A 19,246-nucleotide genomic window follows, 5' to 3' on the forward strand; every position below is an offset into this window, starting at 1 on the left:
AACCGATCGAATCATGTGGAGCTACATCGTCAAACGCCTGCTGCTGATGATCCCCACCTTGCTCGGCGTCCTCACGCTGACATTCGCGGTGATCCAGTTCGTGCCGGGCGGCCCCGTCGAGCAGGCCGTGCGCGAGCTGCGGCGCGGCGCGGAGCAGGGCATGCCGTTCGGCATGCGCGCGCATTCGGGCGTGGACGCGCAGCAGATCGCGCAACTCAAGCAGCTTTACGGCTTCGACAAGCCGCCGCTGCAACGCTACGTGCTCATGCTGAGCCGCTTCGCGCGTTTCGATCTCGGGCAAAGCTATTTTCATCATCAGAGCGTGTGGTCGCTGATCGTCTCGAAGCTGCCCGTGTCGATCAGCATCGGCCTTTGGACCTTCTTCCTCACGTATCTGATATCGGTGCCGTTGGGCATCGCGAAAGCAGTGCGCAACGGCTCGCATTTCGATCTCGTGACGAGTCTCGTGGTGCTCGTGGGCTACGCGATTCCGGGCTTCGTGCTCGGCGTGCTGCTGCTCGTGCTGTTCGGTGGCGGCACCTTCCTGCAACTGTTCCCGCTGCGCAATCTCACTTCGGACAACTGGGACACGCTCTCGCTCGGCGGCAAGGTGCTCGACTATCTCTGGCATATCGCGCTGCCCGTGACCGCTTCCGTCGTAGGCAGTTTCGCCGTTACGACGATGCTGACCAAGAACGCCTTCCTCGAAGAGATTCGCCGCCAGTACGTGCTCACCGCGCGCGCGAAGGGCTTGTCGGAGCGTACGGTGCTCTGGAAACACGTGTTCCGCAACGCCTTGCTGCCGCTCGTGGTGGGCTTCCCGGCCGCGTTCATCGGCGCGTTCTTCACGGGCAGCCTGCTGATCGAGACGCTGTTTTCGCTCGACGGCCTCGGGCTGCTCTCGTACGAGTCCGTCGTGCGGCGCGATTATCCCGTCGTGCTCGGCACGCTGTACCTTTTCACGTTGATCGGACTCCTGACCAAATTGATTTCCGATCTTTGCTACGTGTGGGTCGATCCCCGCATTCAATTCGAACAACTGGAGCGCTGATTTGAACCGAGTCCGCGCCGGCGCCGAGCCCGAACTGCGTACCGAAAGCGTACGCGCCTTCAAGTCGCCCACGCCCGCGAAGCGCGTGTGGATGCGCTTCAGGCAGCAGCGTCTGGGTTACTGGAGCCTGATCGTTTTTCTCGTGGCGTTCGCGGCGAGTCTCGCCGGGCCGCTCTGGTGCAACGACAAGCCGCTCGTCGTGCGCTACGAAGGGCACCTGTATTTCCCGCTCTTCAAGGATTATCCGGAGACGGCCTTCGGCGGCGATTTCCCCACGCCCGCCGATTACCTCGACCCGTTCATCCGCAAGCGCTTCAACGCGCCGGGCAATTTCGCGCTCTATCCGCCGAATCCGTATTACTACGACACGCTCAACTACTTCGCGAAGGTGCCGAACCCGGCGCCGCCGTCGCGCCAGAACTGGCTCGGCACCGACGAAAGCGGGCGCGACCTGTTCGCACGGCTGCTCTACGGCTTCCGCGTCTCGGTGATCTTCGCGCTCGTGCTCACGTTCATCGGCACGGTGCTCGGCGTGCTCGCGGGCGCGGTGCAGGGCTACTTCGGCGGCAAGGTCGATATCGTCGGGCAACGGCTGATCGAAATCTGGAGCTCGCTGCCCGAGCTGTATCTGCTGATCATCTTCGCGGCGATCTTCGAGCCGGGCTTCGTGCTGCTGATCGTGCTGCTCTCGCTGTTCGGCTGGATCGGTCTGTCCGATTACGTGCGCGCGGAATTCCTGCGCAATCGCAATCAGGATTACGTGCTGGCGGCGCGCGCGATGGGACTGTCGAACTGGCAGATCATCTGGCGCCATGTGCTGCCCAACAGCCTCACGCCCGTCATCACGTTCTTGCCGTTTCGTATGAGCGGCGCGATCCTCGCGCTCACGAGCCTCGACTTTCTCGGTCTGGGCGTGCCTGCGCCCACGCCGAGCCTGGGCGAGCTGCTCGCGCAGGGCAAGCGCAATCTCGACGCATGGTGGATCGCGCTCTCGACCTTCGGCGTGCTGGTCGCCACGCTGCTGCTGCTCACGTTTATCGGCGACGCGTTGCGCAACGCGCTCGACACCCGCATCTCCGACGCGATGAAGGCCGGAGGCAATCAGTGAGCGCCGTGCCCAACGACATCGCCGCGTCCCCCGGTGCGCCCTTGCTGTCGATCGAGCACCTCAGCGTGCGCTTCGGCGAGACGCTGGCCGTCGACGACGTCACGCTCGCCATCGGACGCGGCGAGCGCGTGGCGCTCGTCGGCGAATCGGGCTCGGGCAAGACCGTCACCGCGCTGTCGATCCTGCGGCTCGTGCAGGACGCGCGCACCACGGGAGCGATCCGGCTCGACGGCGACGACCTGCTGGCAAAGAGCGAGCGCGCCATGCGCGGCCTGCGCGGCAGCGACATCGCCATGATCTTTCAGGAGCCGATGACCGCGCTCAATCCGCTCTACACGATCGGCGAGCAGATCGCGGAAACCATCGTGCTGCACGACGGCGTGGCGAAGAAGGCCGCCTACGAGCGCGCGGTGGCGCTGCTGGAGCGCACCGGCATCACGGAGGCGCGGCGACGCGTGTCGAGCTATCCGCATCAGCTTTCGGGCGGGCAGCGGCAGCGCGTGATGATCGCGATGGCGCTCGCGTGCCGTCCACGCCTGTTGCTCGCCGACGAACCCACCACGGCGCTCGACGTGACCATTCGCGGCCAGATCGTCGACCTGCTGCTCGAGTTGCAGCGCGAGGAGGCCGAGCGGCGCGGCATGTCAGTGCTGCTCATCACGCACGATCTCAACCTCGTGCGGCGCTTCGCGCAGCGCGTGGCGGTGATGGAGCAGGGCAAGCTCGTGGAGTCGGGCGAAGTCGAGCAGATTTTCGAGTCGCCGCAGCACGCGTACACGCAGCGCCTGATCGCGAGCCGGCCCGAGCGTCACGTGCTGCCCGTGTTGCCGATCGCGCCCGTGCTGCTGCAGGCGCAGGACGTCATGGTCGATTTCGCGACGAAACTGCCGGGATTTCGCGGCTGGTGGCAAACCGGGCGCTTTCGCGCGGTGAACGATGCGAGCCTCGCGGTGCGCCAGGGCGAGACACTCGGTATTGTCGGCGAGTCGGGATCGGGAAAAACGACCCTCGCGATGGCGATGCTCGGCTTGCAGCGCACGGTGGCCGGCAGTATCGAGTTCGAAGGGCGCCCGATCGGCAGTTATCAGGGGCGCGAGAAGCTCACGCTGCGCTCGCATCTCCAGGTGGTCTTTCAGGACCCGTTCAGTTCGCTTTCGCCGCGCCAGACCATCGAGCGCATCGTGGGCGAGGGGCTCGCGTTGCACCGGCCCGATTTATCGGCGGAAGAACGCCGCAAACGCATCGTGAGCGTGTTGCGCGAGGTGGGACTCGATCGCACGGCTTTGCAACGATACCCGCACGAGTTTTCCGGCGGCCAACGGCAGCGAATTGCCATCGCGCGCACGCTGGTGCTGGAGCCGCGCGTGATCGTACTCGATGAACCGACCAGCGCACTCGACGTTTCGATTCAGCAACAGGTGCTGCGATTGTTGACGGATTTGCAACGCAAGTACAACCTGGGCTATGTGTTCATCAGCCACGATCTCGCGGTGATCGGTGCGATGGCGCACCGTGTCGCTGTGATGCAGAACGGCACTATCGTCGAAAGTGGAGAAGTCTCGAATATCTTCGATAGCCCCGCGCACCCTTACACCCGAAAATTATTGAAAGCCGCATTCGATCGCTGACCCTTCCGTGAACTTTAGGGGGCATTTCAGTGAAATTCACCAATGAGGTGCTTATCGCGATTGAATTTTTCTATTTGTTTTGACACACAAATACTTACTGGCTAGTATCGTCCAAACTTTTCTTCTAACTCCCTGATTTACGGGCAATTTCTACCGACCCATGCAGCACCGATACCTGACCCAGGCTTGCGCGCGCACCGTCGCCGGGATGTTCATCGGCGTACTGATGGCAGCAAGTCAAGGCGCATTCGCCGACGATCTAAGCAGCTTTAACCAGAATGCCTCATTTTCGCCGGGTAACTCGGCGATCTCCCCGTCGATTCCCGCTATTCAAAACGCGCTTCAGAACGCGAACCAGGCCGCTCCCGCAGCGCCGGTTCCCGCTGAAAGCGGCGCACGATCGTTCCTTTCCGGCATGGCCGGCAAAGCCGGCGACGTCGTCGTGGGCGCGCTCAACATGATTGGCGTGCGTTATCGCTGGGGCGGCAACACGCCGGACTCCGGCCTCGACTGCAGCGGTTTCGTGCGCTACGTGTTCCAGGACACGCTGGGCATGTCGCTGCCGCGCCGCGCCGAGGAAATGAGCCGCGTGGGCGAGAAGGTGAGCATGAGCAACCTCAAGCCGGGCGACCTCGTGTTCTTCAACACGATGCGCCGCAGCTTCTCGCACGTCGGCATCTATATCGGCGACAACAAGTTCGTGCACTCGCCGTCCACCGGCAGCACGATCCGTGTCGACGACCTCGACGACAACTACTGGGAAAAGCGTTTCCAGGGCGCGCGCCGTATCGAGGCCTCGTTCACGCCGGACCAGCAGCAAAATCTCAAGCAGCGCGTGAGCGCCCAGTTCGACCCGAACGGCGGCAACTGATCGCGGCGAGGTGTCGGTGTGCGTTGCCGCACGCCGTCCACCGCTTCGTCGTAGCTTGAGCAAAAGAAAAGCCTGCTTCTCGCGAAGCAGGCTTTTTGTTTTTGGCGCCCGTAATGAGCGCCAGACCGGAGCGCCAGACTAGGCCAACGCGCGCGCTGCGGCTCAGGCCGTTACGCGCGCCGCGGCGAGCTTGCGCTCCAGCTCCGGCATCATGCGCGCAACCGCTTCCTCGCCCGCCAGGATCGCCGCATTGCGCTGCGTGAAGTCGCTGCTCGACATCGCGTTGAGACTCGGGCGGATCACGACGTCGGCGTATTTGTCGAGTTCGTAGGTCTTGATCGTCTGGCCCATGATCGTGAAGGTCTGCATCAGCACGTCGAACTGGCTCAGCGTGGAGGCCGTGTCCGGGCGCGCCGAAATGTCCACGGCGATCACGAAGTCGGCGCCCATCTTGCGCGCGAACGCCGCAGGCACGGGGCTCACGAGACCGCCATCCACGTATTCATGCCCGCCGATCTTCACCGGCTCGAAAATGGACGGCACGCTGCACGAGGCGCGCACCGCGATGCCGGTATTGCCGCGCTGGAACAGGATGGGCTGGCCGTTGCGCAAATCCGTGGCGACCACGCCGAGCGGTTTCGCCATTTTTTCGATCGGGCGGTCGTGCAGCGTGGTGTTGACGAAGTTCTGCAGCGCCACGCCTTGCAGGATGCCGCGCGTGCGGAACGGCATCGCCCAGTCGCTGATCGAGGCTTCGTCCATCGTCAGCGCGAGTTTGTTGATCGCGAAACCGTTCATGCCCGACGCATAGAGCGCCGCGATCACCGACCCGGCGCTGGTGCCCGCCACCAGATCGACCTGGACGTTGCGCGCCTCGAGCGCCTTGATCACGCCGATGTGCGCGAAGCCGCGCGCCGCGCCGCCACCGAGCGCGAGGCCCACGCGGATCGGCCGTGCGGGTTTCGTCACGGGCGGCGCCGTGGTCGTGGGCGGCGGATTGCCGGCGGTTTGCGTGCCCGCGGTCGTGCAGGCGGCGAGGACGGTGGAGGCGGCCGCGAGCGAGAAGTGGCGGCGGCTCGATGAGTGCGATGACGGCTTCAAAAAAGGTTCTCCATGCGGCGCGCGCCGCCGGGGTCCGGCTGGGGGGCGATGCTCGAAGCGCGCGCGACGCCGCGTGCGGGTGGCGGCGCGCCGACATCATAAGGCAAAGCCGAACGCGTTTTGCGAGCGCGTGTGTAACGCCATATGTCGCGGGGCTTCGAACTGCATTTCGGGATGTCGGCGGGGTCACGGTGCACGTATCGGCATGCCCGGGGCCGTGTGTCGAAACGCATCGACAGGTAGCGAGGCGAGCCGGAAAAAGGCGCGAAAGGGCGGCGCACCGGGCCGCGATGTCGCCCCCACCGCCCGGCCGAACCGGGATGCGGCGGGTATAATCCGGTCTCGAATTTCCATACTTTTGTGCGCGCGACGTTCGCGCCGCGAACCTCCGCCGTTCACCGCCGCCGTGGCTGCCGTCGTATCGAAGGCAGTGCGCCGGCCGGCATCGTCTTCGAGTAATCGTCCATGACCCAAACCGTCCGTACCCGCTTCGCGCCGAGCCCGACCGGCTTCATCCACCTCGGCAACATTCGTTCCGCGCTGTATCCGTGGGCGTTCGCGCGCCGCAACGAGGGCGTGTTCGTGCTGCGAATCGAAGATACCGACGTCGAGCGTTCGACCAGCGAATCCGTCGATGCGATTCTCGAAGGCATGCAGTGGCTCGGCCTCGACTTCGACGAAGGCCCGTTCTACCAGATGCAGCGCATGGACCGTTACCGCGAAGTGCTGGCGCAAATGCAGCAGAACGGCCTCGTGTACCCGTGCTACATGTCGACGGAAGAACTCGACGCGCTGCGCGAGCGTCAGCGTGAAGCGGGCGAGAAGCCGCGCTACGACGGCACGTGGCGTCCGGAGCCGGGCAAGGTGCTGCCCACGCCGCCCGAAGGCGTGAAGCCGGTGCTGCGCTTTCGCAATCCGCTCACCGGCGTCGTGGCGTGGGACGACGCCGTGAAGGGCCGCGTTGAAATCTCGAACGAAGAACTCGACGACCTCGTGATCGCGCGCCCGGACGGCACGCCGACCTACAACTTCTGCGTGGTCGTGGACGACCTCGACATGCAGATCACGCACGTGATTCGCGGCGACGATCACGTCAACAACACGCCGCGCCAGATCAACATCCTGCGTGCGCTGGGCGCCGAACCGCCGGTCTACGCGCACTTGCCGACCGTGCTCAACGAGCAGGGCGAAAAGATGAGCAAGCGCCACGGCGCGATGAGCGTGATGGGGTATCGCGACGCCGGTTATCTGCCGGAAGCGGTGCTCAACTATCTCGCGCGCCTCGGCTGGTCGCACGGCGACGCCGAAGTGTTTTCGCGCGAGCAGTTCGTCGAATGGTTCGATCTCGACCATCTCGGCAAGTCGCCGGCGCAGTACGACCACAACAAGCTCAACTGGCTCAACAACCACTACCTCAAGGAAGTGGACAACGCGCGGCTCGCGGAACTCTCGAAGCCGTTTTTCGCGGCGCTGGGCGTGGACGAAGCCGCGCTCGCGAACGGGCCGTCGCTCGAAGGCGTGGTCGCGCTCTTCAAGGACCGCGCGAACACGATCAAGGAAATTGCCGAAAGCGCGTTGATGTTCTATCGCGAGCCGCAGCCCGAGGCGGAAGCGCTCGCGCAGCACATCACCGACGCGGTGCGCCCGGCGCTGACCGATCTCGCGGCGGCGCTCAAGGCGGCAGAGTGGACGAAGGAGGGCGTCTCGGCGGCCCTCAAGGCGACGCTCGCGACGCATAAGCTCAAGATGCCGCAACTGGCCATGCCGGCGCGTCTGCTCGTGGCGGGCACGACGCACACGCCTTCGGTGGACGCGGTGCTCGTATTGTTCGGCCGTGACGCGGTGGTGAGCCGCCTCGAAAAGGGAATTTCGGGCAATAAGTAAATTTTTTGACGAATTTTTCGCTCAGGCCCTAGCGCTCGGGCGAGAGTTCTTGTAGTATTCGGGCTCCGTTGAATACGGAGCGCGAGAAACGGCAGACCAGCCGTCAAACTCACGCAAAGAGCCGGAGAATCGGGCAACGAAGTTTGAAGAAAATTTCGAAGCGCTGCAAAAAACGATTCAAAAGCTCTTGACGAAAGCGAAATTGATGTTTAAAATCTCGCTTCTGTTCTGCAAGGGGGTATAGCTCAGCTGGGAGAGCGCTTGCATGGCATGCAAGAGGTCAGCGGTTCGATCCCGCTTACCTCCACCAACAGAACAAGAACAAACGCAGTAAAGTGTAGCAAAGGCATTATCTGCAAAGATCAATGTCCCCTTCGTCTAGAGGCCTAGGACATCACCCTTTCACGGTGAGTACAGGGGTTCGAATCCCCTAGGGGACGCCAGACATGAGCGTCGCCGGTAAGATCGTCATGATCCCGGTGAGGTGGCAGGTGGAAATCAACCAACGTCCATCTGTATGTGTCGAACTGGAGCGGTAGTTCAGTTGGTTAGAATACCGGCCTGTCACGCCGGGGGTCGCGGGTTCGAGTCCCGTCCGCTCCGCCAGATAGAAGCCCGTTCAGAAATATTGAGCGGGCTTTTTAGTTAGAGTTGTACAGGTGTAAGCCTACGCTTATGTCCATGTTGTCCCCTTCGTCTAGAGGCCTAGGACATCACCCTTTCACGGTGAGTACAGGGGTTCGAATCCCCTAGGGGACGCCAGATTTAAATGCGGCGCCAAAGCAGTAAGGCGAAGCCGCCAGCGGGATCTAACCGACGCCCGCCGGTGAGTAGTGAAGCAAGACTGGAGCGGTAGTTCAGTCGGTTAGAATACCGGCCTGTCACGCCGGGGGTCGCGGGTTCGAGTCCCGTCCGCTCCGCCAGATTCGAGTTGTCCAGCAGTGTTGGGCAGCATGTAGTTCAAGGCGCAAGCTAGCGCTTGTGCCTGTGTTGTCCCCTTCGTCTAGAGGCCTAGGACATCACCCTTTCACGGTGAGTACAGGGGTTCGAATCCCCTAGGGGACGCCAAATTAAAATGCGGCGCCAAAGCAGCAAGGCGAAGCCGCCAGCGGGGATCTAACCGACGCCCGCCGGTGTAGCAGCAAGCTGGAGCGGTAGTTCAGTTGGTTAGAATACCGGCCTGTCACGCCGGGGGTCGCGGGTTCGAGTCCCGTCCGCTCCGCCAGAACGAAGCCCGTTGGATACGTCCAACGGGCTTTTTCTTTTTGCGATTGCATCTCATGCGAGATCGGCAGTCCTACGAGTTCATCGGCGCAATCCTGCCTTCGCTCTCCGGTTCGCGTACGTGCAAACTGCCATTGTCGGCGGCTGCGCGTTATCGTAGCGTTGTCGAAACTTCGTTTCTCCCGCTGCCGACATGTTCGCACCGAACGATATCCCGTCGCGTTTCCAGTTGCGGCGCGCCTCCATGGACGACTTCGAGTTCGCCGAAGCGCTCACGCGCAGGAACATGGGCGGCTACTATCAGCGGCATCATCTCGTCTGGCGCGGCGATCTCTTTCTCGCGAGCTATCGCGAATCCGAAAACTTCATTCTCGAAGCCGATGGTTGCGCGATCGGCGTCTTGCGCGTGACCGAAGAGGGCGACTCGCTGCATATTCGCGACGTGCAGATCGCCGAAGGCCATCGCGGCAACGGCGCAGGCACCTTCCTGCTGGACATTTCGCACCGCTGGGCCCGCGAGCGCGGGCTGCGCGAGTTGCAACTGCGCGTATTCGTCGATAACCCGGCGGCGCGGCTCTACCTGCGCAAAGGCTATCGCGTGGCGGGACCGCGGCTCGCGCGGCTCGGTTCGATCCGGCACATGACGCGGCTCGTTTGATGGGCGCTCAAGCCCGGCTCAGGCGTTGGCGATGAACTAGAAGGTCTCGTCGTCGCGATCGTCGTCGTGGCGATCGTCGGTGCCGCGCGCGATGAAGGCGCGCGGGCTCTGGCCGAACGCGCGGCGGAACATCGCCGAAAACGCGCTCTGGCTTTGATAGCCGAGTTCCTGCGCGACGATCGCCATCGGCCGCCCCTGATTGAGCAGCGGAATCGCGCGCGCGAGGATCGCCTGCTGGCGCCACTGCGAAAAGCTCACGCCCAGTTCCTGGCGAAACAGCCGCGCGATCGTGCGCGTGCTCGCGCCCACGTGCGCGGCCCAGTATTCGAGCGAGCCGGGACCGGCTGGATCGGCGATCAAGGCTTCGCAGAGCGCACGCAGGCGCTTTTCCTCGGGCATGGGCACGGCGAGCGGCAAGGGCGCGGAACGCGTGATCTCGTCGAGCGCGAGCGCGCCCAGCAGGCGTTCGCGCGCGGGCGCGATGCCGGGCTCGTCGAGCGCGGCGATGGTCTCGCGCAGCAAGCCCGAGACTTCGACGACGCGGCACGCGTCCAGACCCGGCGGTATCACCGATTCGTCGACATAGAGCGTGCGCAGAAATGCGTCCTCGACGATCACAACTTCGTGCGTGACGAGCGGCGGCACCCAGATCGCGCGCGAGGGCGGCACCATCCACGTGGTGCCGGGCGTCGCCATGCGCAGCACGCCGCGCGACGCGTAAGCGAGTTGCGCCCACGCGTGCGTGTGCAGGGCGATGCGCACGCCGGCCGCCATTGGCCGCGAGCGCACGCGGATCGGATGCGCGACCGCGGGCTCGAACTCGGGCGGGATGTCGACGAGTTCGGAGTCGGGCGGCGCGGGCGTGAGCAGTTCATGAGGCATGGGCGGCGCGAGAGCGTGGAGGCGTGAAAGCGTGAAATGGCGCGTGGAGCGACTCATTGTAGTCGTGCGCGCGATCGCGTTCATGCGGGCTCGTGCGGCGTGTCGGAACGCGTACGGGCCGATCGAGCGGGCATAATGCCGAAGCATCTACGGTTATCGGCACGGTTACAGGCATCGAGGAGAAACAACGCCATGAAATATGTGTTCGTCTACGGCACGCTGCGCGCGGGCGAAATCAACGACATCAATCTCGCCGCGGAACGCCATGCGATCGCGCGTCCGCGTCACGTGGGCGTGACGAAGCTCGCGGGCCGGTTGTTCGACTTCGGCACGTATCCGGGCATGATCGTGGCGAGCGCCACCGATGCCAGCACCGTGATCGGCGACGTCTACGAAATCGACGACGCGCTGATCGCCGTGCTCGACGAGATCGAGCAGGTGTATCCGGGCGTGGACGGTTTGTTCGTCTCGAAGGAAGTGAGCGTGGATGTCGCGGGCGAGCGGGTGGCGTGCCTCTACTATCCGGTTGCCCCCGCCGCGGTGGCGGACAAACCCGAGATCCCGGGCGGCGACTGGGTCGCGCATCGGCGCGCGCGATAACGTTCGCGGCTTCGCGCCGCAACGACCCTCATAAGCGACAAGGCCCGGCGGATTCGCATCCGCCGGGCCTTTTTCATGCACGCGGGTTCAGCGCGATCAGATCTCTTCGTAGAGCGGCAGCGTCAGGAATTCCACGAAATTGTCGGCCGTCGACATCTCCTCGAAGATTTGCGCGGCGCGCTCGTACGGCTTCGTGTCGCCGCCCACCACGCCCTTGACCTTGTCGAGTTCCTGCGGGATCAGTTCGCGCACGAGTTCGGCCGTGACCTTGCGGCCGTCGTCGAGCTTGCCCTTCGGCGTGCGGATCCATTGCCACACCTGCGAGCGCGAGATTTCCGCGGTCGCGGCGTCTTCCATCAGGTTGTGGATCGGCACGCAGCCATTGCCCGCGAGCCACGAACCGAGATAGTGGATACCCACGTTGATGTTGTTGCGCAGGCCCGTTTCGGTGATCGGCGCTTCGGGACGGAAGTCGAGCAGATCCTTGGCCGTCACGTTCACGTCGGCGCGTTGCTTGCCAATCTGGTTCGGTTGATCGCCGAGCACCTTCACGAACTCTTCCATCGCGATGGGCACGAGACCCGGATGCGCGACCCAGCCGCCGTCGTAACCGTCGCCGGCGTCGCGGGCCTTATCGGAGCGCACGCCGCCCATGGCCTTGTCGTTCGCGGCCGCGTCGTTCTTGATCGGAATCAACGCGCTCATGCCGCCGATGGCCGGCGCGTTGCGGCGGTGGCAGGTCTTGAGCAGTTCGAGCGCGTAGGCGCGCATGAACGGCACCGTCATCGTGATCTGCGAACGGTCGGCGAGGCAGAAGTCCTTGTCGTTCTTGAACTTCTTGATCGCGGAGAAAATGTAGTCCCAGCGGCCCGCGTTGAGGCCCGAGCTGTGCTCGCGCAACTCGTACAGGATTTCGTCCATTTCGAACGCGGCAAGGATCGTTTCGACCAGCACCGTCGCGCGGATCGTGCCGCGCGGCACGCCCACGGCTTCCTGCGCGGCCACGAAGATGTCGTTCCACAGGCGCGCTTCGAGATGGCTCTCCAGCTTCGGCAGATAGAAGTACGGGCCGCTGCCGCGCGCGAGCAGTTCCTTCGCGTTGTGGAACAGGTAGAGCGCGAAGTCGAAGATGCCGCCCGACACGCGTTGACCGTCCACCGTCACGTGCTTCTCGTCGAGGTGCCAGCCGCGCGGACGCACGATCAGCGTCGCGGTCTTGTCGTTGAGCTGGTACGACTTGCCGTTCTGTTCGAGCGAGATCGTGCGGCGCACCGCTTCCTTGAGGTTGATCTGGCCGACGATCTGGTTTTCCCAGTTCGGCGCGTTCGAGTCCTCGAAGTCCGTCATGTACGAATCCGCGCCCGAATTCAGCGCGTTGATGATCATCTTGCGCTCGACCGGGCCGGTGATTTCCACGCGGCGGCATTCGAGATCCTTCGGCAACGGGGCGATCTTCCAGTCGCCTTCGCGGATCGATTTCGTATCGGCAAGAAAGTCGGGGCGTTCGCCGGCGTCGAGACGCTTCGTGCGTTCGGCGCGCGTCTTCAGCAGTTCCTGGCGACGCGGCTCGAACGTGCGATGCAGCTTCGCGACGAGTTCGAGCGCTTCGGGCGTGAGGATCGTGTCGAAGCCGGGCTGGTTGTCAGCCGTGATCTGCATGCCTTGCGGCAGTTGCAACGTTGCCATTTGCTTGCTCCTTGGTCGGTCAGATGATGAATGCGTGGGTCAGTGATAGTCGAGGCGAGCGATCGCGGCCCGTCATGCGCCCGGGCTGGGGCGATGACGGCCGCGCCGTTCGGCCGCGGCGGTTTCGAGAAAAGCGAGCAGGTCGGTCATGCCGCCGCCGGTGCCGTGCGGCGCGACGCCGAGTTCTTCGGCGGGCAGGCGCTGGCGGTTGATCCAGAACGTGGTGTAGCCGAACCAGCTGGCGCCCGCGGCGTCCCAGCCGTTCGACGAGACGAACACGATGTCGCGCGCGGCGGCGCCGAACGCGGCCGTGCCGAGCGCGTAGGCGGCCGCGGCGGGCTTGTAGGCGCGCACGGCGTCTACAGAGAGCACGTGATCGAACAGCCCATGCATGCCCGCGCTCTTCACGGCGATGTCGAGCATCTGCGGATTGCCGTTCGACAGAATGGCGAGGCCGGGCGCGCCGTTCGCGCCAACGCCGCGCGATTCGCGCAGGCGGCGCAGTGCAGGCAGCACGTCGGGGAACGCGGAGAGGCACGCGTATTCGTCCATCAGGCGCTTTTCGCCCGCGCCCGAGAGCGCGAGATTCAGCCGGCGCGCGGCATGGCGCAGCGCGTCGAGCGTGATGTCCCAGAACGGGCGATAACGCGCGCCGGCGGTATCGGCAAGCGTGCGCAACTGCGTGTACTCGATCTGCTTCGTGCGCCAGAGCTGCGAAAGCGCGTCGCCGTGGCCCGGAAACATTTGTTCGGCGGCCGCGACGACCGAGTGCACGTCGAACAGCGTGCCGTAGGCGTCGAAAATCACGGCGGCCGGAAAGTCCGTGGCCGGCGTGGCGGGGTTCGTCGCGGTCGTGGTTGCGGTGGTTGTCGTTCTGGCCGACATAGCCTTGCACTCCGTATTCAGAGGTCGAGGACGATTGTATTCATGAGTGATATGACTGAAAAAGCCGCGATTGATCACTTGATCTTTTACTTTTACATACCTAATCTGTCCAGGCTGCGCCGTTTTCCTGACTTTTTCGTTTGCCCGCTGCCCACCGCATGAGCGGTTTTCCGTGAGACGCCGATGGATCGCTTCAAGCAGATCGAGACGTTCGTAACCGTGGCTGCCAAAGGCAGTCTCTCCGCCGCCGCACAGGCCGAAGGCGTCGCGCCCGCGATCATCGGCCGGCGGATCGACGCGCTCGAGGAGCGCCTCGGCGTGAAGTTGCTCGTGCGCACCACGCGCCGTATCACGCTGACCTTCGAGGGCTCGGCGTTTCTCGAGGACTGCCAGCGCGTCATTCACGACATGCAGAACGCCGAGGCCAGCGTCTCCGCGGGCGGCGTGAAGGCGAGCGGGCACCTGCGCGTCTCGGCGCCAGCGGGCTTCGGGCGGCGGCACGTCGCGCCGCTCGTGCCCGACTTCACGGTCGCGCACCCGGACGTGACGATCACGCTCGATCTTTCGGACCGGCTCGTCGATCTCGTCAACGAAGGTTTCGACTGCGCGGTGCGGCTTGGCGAGTTGCCCGATTCGTCGCTGGTGTCGCTCAAGCTCGGCGAAAACCGCCGCGTGTGCGTGGCGGCGCCGGCCTATTTGTCGCGGCGCGGCGCGCCCGAAACGCTCGCCGACCTCGCGCGCCACAATTGCCTCGCGTTCGGTGCGAGCGCGAACCAGCAGCGCGGCTGGGCGTTTCAGCAGGACGACAAGGTCGTGTCGATCCGCGTGGCGGGCACGATGGAATGCTCCGACGGCGCGGTGTTGCACGAATGGTGTCTCGCGGGCCACGGTCTCGCGTGGCGCTCGTGGTGGGAAGTGGGCGAGGACATCGCGGCGGGCCGCCTCGTGGCCGTGCTGGAAGCGTTCGCGGCGCCACCCATCGGCATTCACGCCGTGTTCCCGCAGCGCCGTCATTTGCCGCTGCGCGTGCGGCTCTTTCTCGACTTTCTCAAACATACCTACGGTCAACCCGGTTACTGGGGTTAAGGCGCGCAAACGGGGGGCGCCTGGCGGGCGTTGGCGCCGTGCGCGAGGAGTGCGAGGCCCGCGGCGCGTTCCATCGGCAGGATTTTTTCGCGCACTACAATCGACGTGACAATGCCCGCGCGCGGCCTGCGCGCCTCGCTTGACCTGCCGCTGCCGCAACCGGAGGGCGCCATGTTCCAGCACATCCTCGTTCCGACCGACGGCTCGGAGCTGTCGAAGAAAGCGATCGACGGCGCGATCGATCTCGCGCGCACGGTGGGCGCGCGCATCACGGCGTACGCGTGTTTGCCGCAATATCCGTACTCGCCGTACAGCGACGTGGTGATCGAGCCGCCCGGCGATTTCCAGACGCGCAGTGAGCGAGAGGCGCGCGCGCATCTGGACGAGGTCGAAACGGCGGCGCGCGCGGCGGGCGTGACGTGCGAGAGCCGCACCAGCGTGCATCCGGCGCCGTATCTCGGCATTATCGAAGTCGCGGAACAGGGCGGTTGCGACGTGATTTTCATGGCCTCGCACGGGCGGCGCGGGCTCGGCAGCCTGCTGATCGGCAGCGAAACGCAGCGCGTGCTGACCCATACGAAGATTCCCGTGATCGTCTATCGCTAGACGGGTGGCACCGTGGCGTGCACGGCGAAGCACGAGGCCCGGCGCGTTCGGCGTGTCGCCGCGCGCGCCGCGAGCCGGATCGTGTCCGGTCCCGCGTGGCCTGTGGCTCTTTTTGATGTGTGCTACCGCTCCCTTGAACCGCAAGGCCGCGCCGGCTTCGGCACGGCCCTGTCGCCACGGTGCGACGCGCGGGCAAAACGGCGGCAACCAGCGCGCCCCGCCAAGGACACACGTACCGGCCGCCGCCGTTTTCTCGCTACGTCGCGCTGCCTCACGCGCGAAGCGCAGCCTTCCGTGGCAATCCTGCCGGCGGCGTTACGCCACCTTCTTGTCGAAGAACTGCTCGTCTTCGGTCGAACCGTGCAGCGCCGTCGTCGAGGCGTCGCGCTCCACCGTTTGCGTCACGGCGTCGAAGTAGCCCGTGCCCACCTCGCGCTGGTGCTTGACGGCCGTGAAACCCTTCTCGGCGGCGGCGAACTCGGCCTGCTGCAACTCCACGAACGCGCTCATGTTCTGGCGCGCATAACCGTGCGCGAGGTTGAACATCGAGTAGTTGAGCGAGTGGAAGCCCGCCAGCGTGATGAACTGGAACTTGTAGCCCATCGCGCCCAGTTCGCGCTGGAATTTCGCGATGGTCGCATCGTCGAGATTCTTCTTCCAGTTGAACGACGGCGAGCAGTTGTACGAAAGCAGCTTGTCCGGGAACTGCTTGTGGATCGCCTCGGCGAACTGCTTCGCGAATTCGAGATCCGGCTTGCCGGTTTCGCACCAGATCATGTCGGCGTAGGGCGCGTAGGCGAGGCCGCGCGAGATCGCCTGTTCGAGACCGTTGCGCGTGCGGAAGAAGCCTTCCACCGTGCGCTCGCCGGTCAGGAACGGCTTGTCGTTGTCGTCGATGTCGGACGTGACGAGGTCGGCGGCTTCGGCGTCGGTGCGGGCGAGCAGCACGGTCGGCACGCCGCAGACGTCGGCGGCGAGACGCGCGGCCGTGAGTTTGGCGACGTTTTCGCGCGTGGGCACGAGCACCTTGCCGCCCATGTGGCCGCACTTCTTCACCGAGGCGAGCTGGTCTTCGAAGTGCACGCCCGCGGCGCCCGCTTCGATCATCGACTTCATCAGTTCGAACGCGTTGAGCACGCCGCCGAAGCCCGCTTCCGCGTCGGCCACGATCGGCTGGAAGTAATCGACATAGCCTTCGTCGCCGGGATTCTTGCCTTCGGACCACTGGATCTGGTCGGCGCGCGTGAGCGTGTTGTTGATGCGCTTCACGACCTGCGGCACCGAGTTGGCCGGGTAGAGCGACTGGTCGGGATACATTTCGCCCGCGAGGTTGGCGTCGCCCGCGACCTGCCAGCCCGAGAGGTAGATGGCCTTGAGGCCGGCCTTGACCTGCTGCATGGCCTGGTTGCCCGTGAGCGCGCCGAGCGAGTTGATGAACGGCTCGGTGTTCACGCCCTTCCAGAGCTTTTCGGCGCCGTTTTTCGCGAGCGTGTGCTCGGGCTGGATCGAGCCGCGCAGGCGCACGACGTCTTCAGCCGAGTAGTTACGCTTGATGCCTTTCCAGCGCGGATCGGTTTCCCATTGTTGCTGGAGTTGCTTCGCTTGTTCTTGACGGTTCGACATGGTGAGCTCCTTCGTTTGCCTGATAAGTGAATCGCTGATCGGTACGTCTGAATCGGTGACTTCGCGCAAGCGGTTCGCCTTCAGGGTCTCGTTCCGGGACGTTTCGGGCGTTTCGTTTCGCGAACTCTTATATAAGAGTCTAGGCAAATCGATGAAGCGGCGCGAGGCGCGCACTGAGCTTTTTCTATCTTATTTTATCGTTATGAATCAATGAATTGTCGATTATATTTCGAGATGTGAAACGGAATTTTCCATGCTGCAATCGCGCGTGTTGTGCCACGCAGCACGATTTTTTACGAAGCAAAAATTTTTTTCGTATCGTGAAATGCAGGCGGAAATAAAAAAGACCGGTGACAGAGCACCGGTCTTTTTCTTGCCGATCGCCACGGCGAAGCGTCTTGACGCCTCGCCGTGCGCTATCCACAGGCGATTTAGCTGTCGCGACGCACACGCGGGCCGTCGTTGCGACGCGCGCCGTAGCCGCCATTGCCTTCACGACGGCCGTAGCCTTCGCGCTGCTGGCCGCCGAAGCCGCCGCGATTGCCGTTGCCTTCGCCGCGCGGGGCGCCATAGCCGCCGCCGTTGCTGTTGCCGTCACGCGCGCCATAACCGCCGCGCGCGCCTTCCGGCTTGCTGCCCCAGCTGTTGCCGCCACGGTCGCCGCCGTAGCCGCCACCGTTGCCGCGGTCGCCGCCATAGCCGCCACCGTTGCCACGATCGCCGCCGTAGCCGCCGCCGGTGCCACGGTTGTTGCCATAGCCACCCGGCTTGCCGCTGCCGCTGCCGAAGCGACGGCCGCCGCCGTTGCCGCCGCCCGGACGGCCGCGACCGCCGAAGCCACGGTTAGCCGGCGCCGACTTGCGCGGCTCGAAGCCTTCGACGACGTTCACCGGCAGCGGTGCGCGCACGAAACGCTCGATGCGCTTGAGCGCGCCTTGCTCGGCGTGATGCACGAGGCTCACCGCCACGCCCGAACGGCCGGCACGGCCCGTACGGCCGATACGGTGGACGTAGTCTTCCGCGAACTTCGGCAGATCGTAGTTGAACACGTGCGTGATGCCGGGAATGTCGATACCGCGCGCGGCCACGTCCGTTGCCACGAGCACGCGCACGCGACGCTCGCGCAGCGCGCGAATCGTGCGGTTACGCGCGCCTTGCGGCAGGTCGCCGTGCAGGGCAGCGGTTTCGAAGCCGGCGTCGGCGAGCTTGCCGGCGAGCTGGTCGGCGTCCATCTTCGTGGCCGTGAACACGATGGCCTGGTCGAGGCTTTCGTTGCGCAGCAGATGGTCGAGCAGACGATCCTTGTGATCGCGGTCGTCCACGTAGTGCACGGTTTGCGCGATGTTCGAGTTCGACTCAACCTTGCGCACGATCTCGATACGCTCCGGATCCTTCAGCAGGCGGCCGGTGATCGACGCGATCTTGCCGTCGAGCGTGGCCGAGAACAGCATCGTTTGACGCGTTTCGGGCGTGGCGGCCACGATCGTGTCGATGTCGTCGATGAAGCCCATGTCCAGCATGCGGTCGGCTTCGTCGAGCACGAGCATCTTGAGTTCGGACAGGTCGATACGGCCGCGCTCGAGGTGGTCGAGCAGACGGCCCGGCGTTGCCACGAGAATCTCGGGATTCTTCGCGAGCAGCATCAGCTGCTGGCCGTAGGCCACGCCGCCGAGAATGCTGACCGTGCGCAGACGGCGCAGATGCTGGCCGTACGTCGAAGCGGCCGTGGTCACCTGCATGGCGAGCTCACGCGTGGGCGTGAGGACGAGGAGGCCGGGGCGTGCCACCGGCTGCGGACGGCGCTGGCGGCGATCCTGCTGGCCTGCGGCGCCTTGCGGACGCGGCTCGCGCGGCTGCGCGGCCTGCGCCTTCTGGATCTGCGCGAAGCGCTCGATCGCGGGCAGCATGAACGCGGCGGTCTTGCCCGAACCGGTCGGGCTGGAAACCAGCAGATCGCGGCCGGCGATGCCCGCAGGAATGGCGCGTTCCTGCACGGGCGTCGGTGCCTTGTAGCCCGCTGCGATCAGCGCGGAGACGATCTCCGGCGACAGACCGAGCGCCGCAAAGGCCGAACCGTCGTTGGCGGCGTCGGCGGCTTGCGCGGGTGCGTCAGCGGCGGCGGCGGCGTCCAGACCGAGGGCTTGGTCGGCGATTGCGTCGAGGGGGCTTTGGGTATTGCTCGAAGTCATGAAAATCCTTGGTACACAGGAAATAGAACGTCGGCGCCAATCGGCATACCCAAGTCGTCTGATTCTGCAAACAAATCGAAAAACGGGGGCAATCCGCCACACACAATGGCGGATTTTAGTTAGAAGCTGTTTTGGGTGCGGCTCAGGCCGGGATTGGCCAGCCG

At 64.5% G+C, this 19,246-nt stretch carries 15 protein-coding genes and 7 tRNA genes; 16 read left to right on the forward strand and 6 right to left on the reverse strand.

Going from position 1 to position 19,246, the window contains the following annotated elements; genetic code table 11:
* The first annotated feature begins 13 nt into the window (after positions 1-13).
* The 4 genes from FAZ98_RS05930 (at position 14) to FAZ98_RS05945 (ending at position 4,658) form a co-directional block, all read left to right on the forward strand.
* Positions 14-1,051, forward strand: a complete 1,038-nt coding sequence (locus FAZ98_RS05930) for a microcin C ABC transporter permease YejB (RefSeq protein ID WP_158949665.1) — start codon at positions 14-16, stop codon at positions 1,049-1,051.
* Between the two features lie 91 nt (positions 1,052-1,142).
* Positions 1,143-2,159 carry an ABC transporter permease gene (locus FAZ98_RS05935; protein WP_233272698.1) on the forward strand — a complete coding sequence of 339 codons (1,017 nt, stop codon included), beginning with the start codon at positions 1,143-1,145 and terminating at the stop codon, positions 2,157-2,159.
* Complete coding sequence (locus tag FAZ98_RS05940) at positions 2,156-3,787, forward strand: ABC transporter ATP-binding protein (RefSeq protein ID WP_233272673.1); 1,632 nt, start codon at positions 2,156-2,158, stop codon at positions 3,785-3,787. The genes FAZ98_RS05935 and FAZ98_RS05940 overlap by 4 nt, the downstream gene beginning before the upstream one ends.
* Before the next feature lie 160 nt (positions 3,788-3,947).
* The gene (locus FAZ98_RS05945; RefSeq protein ID WP_158949669.1) at positions 3,948-4,658 is read left to right on the forward strand and encodes a C40 family peptidase; all 711 of its coding nucleotides are present in this window, start codon (positions 3,948-3,950) and stop codon (positions 4,656-4,658) included.
* A gap of 162 nt (positions 4,659-4,820) precedes the next feature.
* Here the strand turns inward: FAZ98_RS05945 and FAZ98_RS05950 are convergent, their stop codons facing one another.
* Positions 4,821-5,759: a patatin-like phospholipase family protein gene (locus tag FAZ98_RS05950; RefSeq protein WP_158949671.1), complete on the reverse strand. Its 939-nt coding sequence runs from the start codon at positions 5,757-5,759 to the stop codon at positions 4,821-4,823.
* Positions 5,760-6,224: 465 nt separating this feature from the next.
* Between FAZ98_RS05950 and gltX the strand changes: the two genes are divergently transcribed.
* The 9 genes from gltX to FAZ98_RS05995 all read left to right on the forward strand — a co-directional run bounded on the left by gltX (position 6,225) and on the right by FAZ98_RS05995 (position 9,525).
* On the forward strand, positions 6,225-7,643 hold the full coding sequence (gltX, locus tag FAZ98_RS05955) for a glutamate--tRNA ligase (RefSeq protein WP_158949673.1): 1,419 nt from the start codon (positions 6,225-6,227) through the stop codon (positions 7,641-7,643).
* A gap of 234 nt (positions 7,644-7,877) precedes the next feature.
* Positions 7,878-7,953 (forward strand) — tRNA-Ala (locus tag FAZ98_RS05960).
* Positions 7,954-8,010: 57 nt separating this feature from the next.
* Positions 8,011-8,086 (forward strand) — tRNA-Glu (locus FAZ98_RS05965).
* Positions 8,087-8,172: 86 nt separating this feature from the next.
* Positions 8,173-8,249 (forward strand) — tRNA-Asp (locus FAZ98_RS05970).
* Between the two features lie 80 nt (positions 8,250-8,329).
* A tRNA-Glu gene (locus FAZ98_RS05975) sits at positions 8,330-8,405 on the forward strand.
* An 84-nt stretch (positions 8,406-8,489) separates the two neighbouring features.
* A tRNA-Asp gene (locus FAZ98_RS05980) sits at positions 8,490-8,566 on the forward strand.
* Positions 8,567-8,635: 69 nt separating this feature from the next.
* A tRNA-Glu gene (locus tag FAZ98_RS05985) sits at positions 8,636-8,711 on the forward strand.
* Between the two features lie 80 nt (positions 8,712-8,791).
* Positions 8,792-8,868, forward strand: a tRNA-Asp gene (locus tag FAZ98_RS05990).
* A gap of 192 nt (positions 8,869-9,060) precedes the next feature.
* The gene (locus FAZ98_RS05995; RefSeq protein ID WP_158949675.1) at positions 9,061-9,525 is read left to right on the forward strand and encodes a GNAT family N-acetyltransferase; all 465 of its coding nucleotides are present in this window, start codon (positions 9,061-9,063) and stop codon (positions 9,523-9,525) included.
* Between the two features lie 36 nt (positions 9,526-9,561).
* On the opposite strand, the gene FAZ98_RS06000 is transcribed toward FAZ98_RS05995, so the two are convergent.
* Positions 9,562-10,407, reverse strand: a complete 846-nt coding sequence (locus tag FAZ98_RS06000) for an AraC family transcriptional regulator (protein ID WP_158949677.1) — start codon at positions 10,405-10,407, stop codon at positions 9,562-9,564.
* Positions 10,408-10,599: 192 nt separating this feature from the next.
* Here FAZ98_RS06000 and FAZ98_RS06005 point away from each other — a divergent pair, with 192 nt between their 5' ends.
* The gene (locus tag FAZ98_RS06005) at positions 10,600-11,007 is read left to right on the forward strand and encodes a gamma-glutamylcyclotransferase family protein (RefSeq protein WP_158949679.1); all 408 of its coding nucleotides are present in this window, start codon (positions 10,600-10,602) and stop codon (positions 11,005-11,007) included.
* A gap of 96 nt (positions 11,008-11,103) precedes the next feature.
* Here the strand turns inward: FAZ98_RS06005 and aceB are convergent, their stop codons facing one another.
* Together aceB and FAZ98_RS06015 are read right to left on the reverse strand one after the other, a co-directional pair.
* Positions 11,104-12,693 carry a malate synthase A gene (gene aceB / locus FAZ98_RS06010; protein WP_158949681.1) on the reverse strand — a complete coding sequence of 530 codons (1,590 nt, stop codon included), beginning with the start codon at positions 12,691-12,693 and terminating at the stop codon, positions 11,104-11,106.
* 72 nt (positions 12,694-12,765) lie between these two features.
* A complete protein-coding gene (locus FAZ98_RS06015) occupies positions 12,766-13,578 on the reverse strand; it encodes a haloacid dehalogenase type II (protein WP_158949683.1) in 813 nt (270 codons plus the stop codon).
* Positions 13,579-13,761: 183 nt separating this feature from the next.
* Between FAZ98_RS06015 and FAZ98_RS06020 the strand changes: the two genes are divergently transcribed.
* Together FAZ98_RS06020 and FAZ98_RS06025 are read left to right on the forward strand one after the other, a co-directional pair.
* Positions 13,762-14,664 carry a LysR family transcriptional regulator gene (locus FAZ98_RS06020; protein ID WP_158949685.1) on the forward strand — a complete coding sequence of 301 codons (903 nt, stop codon included), beginning with the start codon at positions 13,762-13,764 and terminating at the stop codon, positions 14,662-14,664.
* A 171-nt stretch (positions 14,665-14,835) separates the two neighbouring features.
* Complete coding sequence (locus tag FAZ98_RS06025) at positions 14,836-15,270, forward strand: universal stress protein (protein ID WP_158949687.1); 435 nt, start codon at positions 14,836-14,838, stop codon at positions 15,268-15,270.
* Between the two features lie 315 nt (positions 15,271-15,585).
* Here the strand turns inward: FAZ98_RS06025 and aceA are convergent, their stop codons facing one another.
* Entirely contained in the window at positions 15,586-16,893 is a 1,308-nt protein-coding gene (aceA, locus tag FAZ98_RS06030; protein ID WP_158949689.1) for an isocitrate lyase, read from the reverse strand.
* Between the two features lie 431 nt (positions 16,894-17,324).
* The gene (locus FAZ98_RS06035; protein WP_158949691.1) at positions 17,325-19,082 is read right to left on the reverse strand and encodes a DEAD/DEAH box helicase; all 1,758 of its coding nucleotides are present in this window, start codon (positions 19,080-19,082) and stop codon (positions 17,325-17,327) included.
* Between the last annotated feature and the right edge of the window lie 164 nt (positions 19,083-19,246).

This window comes from Paraburkholderia acidisoli (assembly GCF_009789675.1).
In the GTDB taxonomy this organism is placed as follows: Bacteria; Pseudomonadota; Gammaproteobacteria; order Burkholderiales; family Burkholderiaceae; genus Paraburkholderia; species Paraburkholderia acidisoli.